The organism is Enterobacter sp. Lyrl_3, from assembly GCF_051948675.1.
Lineage (GTDB): Bacteria > Pseudomonadota > Gammaproteobacteria > Enterobacterales > Enterobacteriaceae > Enterobacter > Enterobacter cloacae.
The window spans coordinates 1-4115 of sequence record NZ_JAYJLI010000040.1 but is presented as its reverse complement, the minus strand read 5'-3'; the positions used below and the strand labels follow the sequence as shown (position 1 = coordinate 4115).

At 46.7% G+C, this 4115-nt stretch carries 4 protein-coding genes and 2 pseudogenes; 2 read left to right on the top strand and 4 right to left on the bottom strand.

Going from position 1 to position 4115, the window contains the following annotated elements:
* Nucleotides 1-788 precede the first annotated feature (788 nt).
* Both VF709_RS24610 and VF709_RS24605 read left to right on the top strand, forming a co-directional pair.
* Nucleotides 789-1313: a Panacea domain-containing protein gene (locus VF709_RS24610; protein ID WP_440232449.1), complete on the top strand. Its 525-nt coding sequence runs from the start codon at nt 789-791 to the stop codon at nt 1311-1313.
* Nucleotides 1306-1809: a hypothetical protein gene (locus VF709_RS24605; RefSeq protein ID WP_440232448.1), complete on the top strand. Its 504-nt coding sequence runs from the start codon at nt 1306-1308 to the stop codon at nt 1807-1809. Before VF709_RS24610 ends, VF709_RS24605 begins: the two co-directional genes overlap by 8 nt.
* Nucleotides 1810-1848: 39 nt before the next feature.
* Here VF709_RS24605 and VF709_RS24600 read toward each other — a convergent pair whose 3' ends face one another.
* From VF709_RS24600 to VF709_RS24585, 4 genes and pseudogenes are all read right to left on the bottom strand, one after another.
* Nucleotides 1849-2148 (bottom strand): excisionase family DNA-binding protein, encoded by a 300-nt coding sequence (locus VF709_RS24600; RefSeq protein WP_440232447.1) that lies wholly within the window; start codon nt 2146-2148, stop codon nt 1849-1851.
* 172 nt (nt 2149-2320) lie between these two features.
* Nucleotides 2321-2611: pseudogene (locus tag VF709_RS24595) on the bottom strand (DNA adenine methylase); the annotation flags it as partial.
* A gap of 413 nt (nt 2612-3024) precedes the next feature.
* The gene (locus tag VF709_RS24590; protein ID WP_440232446.1) at nt 3025-3534 is read right to left on the bottom strand and encodes a tail fiber assembly protein; all 510 of its coding nucleotides are present in this window, start codon (nt 3532-3534) and stop codon (nt 3025-3027) included.
* Nucleotides 3535-3544: 10 nt separating this feature from the next.
* Nucleotides 3545-4115, bottom strand: a pseudogene (locus VF709_RS24585) (hypothetical protein); the annotation flags it as partial.

The window sequence follows — 4115 nt, the reverse complement described above, 5'->3', positions numbered from 1 at the left end:
ATTTCGCACAAATTTCAGACAGTGTATACCGGGGGTTCATTGAGAGAAAGTGAAGCGGGAGATCTGATGGTGGGTGGTTTGAGGATTTAAAATATGCTGCGAAATTGTTACAATTGAAGAACGTAAAACGGCTGTTTTCGGGGTCGATGCTTTAAGGTGTGGGTTAGCATTATGGGCTCGCAAAACAAACACGGTATCCGCCGAGTTTAAACAGCTGCGTACGTTTAACGTATGGACATCGCAACTCATTGAAGCAACTTGATTATAACGAATCGTTAGAATTGGCGAGCGACAAACACGAACAGTATTCGGGTTCGCCTTAACACCAACACTGCTTCGGCTCAGGGGTTTCGACGGATAACGTAGAGAGCTGCGAAAATGACTAACCCTCTTTAAGAGGGGAAGTTCACAGCATTACGGGGAGTAACCCTGTCCCAGCATGCAAGGTGTATCGAAGGGGCTTGCATGCACTCAACCGCATGCTGGAGGAGATGTTTGAGGAATCCGATATGTGGCTGACGCGTGATTAGTCGAGCATTCACTTGAAAATGTTGTGATAGACACTACATCTAGGGTTGAAAAATGAAAACCACAACTAACCAGTGTTTTTTGTCGTGCAAGTAAATATTAAATGGATTTTCTGCTATCTCAATAGCACTTTTAGATAGTAATTCCATCCAATTTCAAGTGACTCATCAGTAGAAACTTATTACTATGTACTAAAGTTTACCTATGAGGTAAAACCACTTCATTACAACTGTAACTTCATACAGCACAAGGAGGCAGTTATGGCTTATTCGGCCATCGCAGTTGCAAATGCCTTCATTGAGAAGGCAAAGGCTAAGGGCATCAAAGACCTGACACCTATGAAACTACAAAAGCTTGTTTTTTATGCACATGCTTGGTCGCTTGTGATGACCAACAAGCCATTAGTCAATGACCGTGTTTTTGCTTGGCGTTATGGTCCCGTCATTGAGTCGATCTATCACGAGTTCAAAGGATACGGCTCAACAAATATTACTAAGCCTGGCACAGAGCTGAAATGGGATGATGATCCAACTGCTCTCATAGAATTTAAATATGTGACTCCTCACATATCAGCAGACGATGAGCTGACTGCTGATATTGTTGATTATGTTCTCGAAGCATATGGGGATCAAAGTGCTATAGCGCTTTCTAACCTTACCCATCGCCCCGGCTCGGCTTGGCACACTATCATGGAAGAACATGGTGGTGGAGAGCCACGTAATCTTATAATTCCCAACGAGGTTATAAGAGACTGTACTGCTAAGGAGTTGGGACTGGGTGATTGATCCTAAACTTCCCTTAAAGGAAAAAAAGGAAGCTCTAGAAGGCCTTTTGCAACGAGCCAGACAAAAGGTCGAAAGAGCTAGTGCTATCGTTTCCGATAACAAATCATCTTTAGAACAGCAGATACTTGAGGGCGAAAGAGAACCCGATGAAAAAGCATATGACGATCTCAAAAGTGCCTTGGAATCGTTGGCTAATGCAGTTGAGCAACTTGATACCAGAGGTAAGGAATTAGAGAATGATAGGCAGCAACAGCTTATTAATTTACGCGAAACATATGCTAATAAAGCTTACAAGGTAGCAAAGTATGGGCTTTACTGGTGGGCGGTCGTCATTCTCCTTTCTGCTGTAGGGAAATGTGTAGGGAAAGATGTTATTTCTGATCAAGTTCTGATAGCTATAACTACAGCTTCAACTCTAAATCTTTTTGCTGCATTTCTCGGCGTCATACGGGGATTATTTCCATCTGGGAAAGAAGCTAAAGAAAATGGCAGTTAAAACAAGCAACGCAATGACTAACTGTTGTTCTCACTAACGTTATTCACGCTCTGGCATATTTAGCATCTGGCGCAATTTTTTATTCACATCCTTCTGACGCCTCGTAAACTCCACCTCAGCTTCAACCTTCCGCTCTTTGTTCCTTAGGTTGGTGGGTTCAACCGGTACAGCCCGCAATGCGGCCATACAATCCTCGCGAGTGAAAAGATACGGTGACTTGGGCCGATTGCTGACCCGATATGCTTTGAGTCTGCCATCAAGAATCCATTGAGTTACGGTAGCTGTAGAGATACCAAGTAGCTCAGCGGCTTCCTTTCTCGTCAGTGTTAGCTTTTCCATATATACCCTCGCAATCCTGCTTGTCTGCAGACATCCTTACACAAAACGCTCTATGGGTGAACATATCCGAAGCGTTTTCCCCAGCCCCCAGCATCACATCCTGCACGGTTTCTTTGTCATAACCACCCGTGTCCGCAGCTCAGTCGATGATCTCCCGGCTAATTAAAGCTCATTTAAACAGTTTTAAAAACTCCTCGAGATGATTCTGCACAACACGGTAAAGATTCACGATATCGCTGTTGATATCGTTCAGCACTTCCACGTCAGACGGTTGTTTCATAAAGAATAACGCCGCGCCACCACAGAACGGCTCCACGTAGCAGGTGTGCTCAGGAAACAACGGCAAAATGGTTTTTGCCAGCTTACGCTTACCACCAACCCAGGGTATTACCGGTAATGCAGAATGATTTCTCAAAGTGATCCCCTTCGTTATTAATGCTGCATTTATGCCCTTTATTGACATTCAGGGCATCCGTTCTGAAGATGAATCCGTCTGGTTTTTTCATTGGTTTCCAGACACAGCACAGCTTGCAGGATTCCACATGGATGCGGTGCTGTGCTAACTCGTTATCAATGGCGGTGCAGTTCAAACCTTAATCTCGCGATGTTCGGTTTTCCCCAAATTGCACCGCCACCCTCAATGGTGGCGCTTTCAAGATTCCTGTTTCTGCATCGTTATCGTCATTCTGGTTAGCGCCACCACCATCTGTTGACTTCTGCCACTCCCGTTATGAATATTATCCCGTCCGGTTCCTTAGCCGGCTTCCCGGACATGGCGCAGCATCCGCGGGCACTGGGTGCTGCGCCACATCCCTAACGAAAGATTTGATTGACTTGCGGCGCATCAGGGCATCCCGTACCGATGCGCCGTTTTTTTTATTCAGGCTTCACAGGCCAGTCGATATCCGGCGCATCTTCCGGTTTAATGCGCGTCAGCAGCACGCGGTATTTTTTCCACTCGATAAGCAGAAATTTTTCGTCTTCTGTTGCCATGTTCAGATCAACTGCATCCTGGAGAATGGCGATTTTATCTTTTGCCTCTTTCAGCAGATGGGACTGCGTGCCTCTGGCGATAACGACCTGGTCGAGAATGTAAACGCCGTCGATGATTCTGGCATTGTAGCCATCGGTCAGAATACCTTCCGGTGCTTCGTCTACCGGGATTTCCCAGACGGTCATATCGACGGGGAATAAGGCGCTGCCGTCATCTGTGACGCAAATAATCCTCCCCTCCGTATCCGTGCCGGCATAAATATTTCCCGCGATACGCTCCTTGTCCCAGGCTATGGTGTACCAGTCAGTGCCATCTTCGTTTTTGACGTATGTCGCGCCCGGAACGGGTGGTGACTCAGGGGCGTAATGGCTGAATATGCCTAAGTTGTTCATGGTTTTATCCTTATGCGAAGTTGACCCAGTTTCCGTTCAGGTTGTACTGAAGGTAGGCGTACTGGACACCATTGATGCGGTCATCGTTATTGGTGAAGTTATTAATGTTTACTGCGCCCTGGGGGACTTTGCCTCCAAAGTCACTGCCGTTATAGGTCACCCGGGCGCCTACGCGGAATTGGGTGGGATATTTCACGCTATAGCGCTGGTCAAAGTTGCCATAGTTACCAGGAATAACCTGCCCGGGGCTGACAAAGGAAATTGAACCGTCCTTATTGCGCTGGGAGTAGAAGTGATAGCTGGTATCGTCACCAAACTCGAGTACTGTTGGCCGGTCAACATTGCCCCATAAATGAAGTCGCGCCCCAAGGGTTGAGGTGTTCTGAGAATCAATGGTGAGTTTCTTTGTGGTGCCGAGACTGACTGCGCCGGGGCATGTCAGCATCCCATCCTCACCAAATACCCAGTCCCCTGAATTAGATGTATTCCCTTTGTCTTTGTTGGGTGTGCCGCAATTAATTCTGACGCCCGGGCGGCGATTCGGGGCATTAACACCATCTTTGTAGATATAACCGTCCACG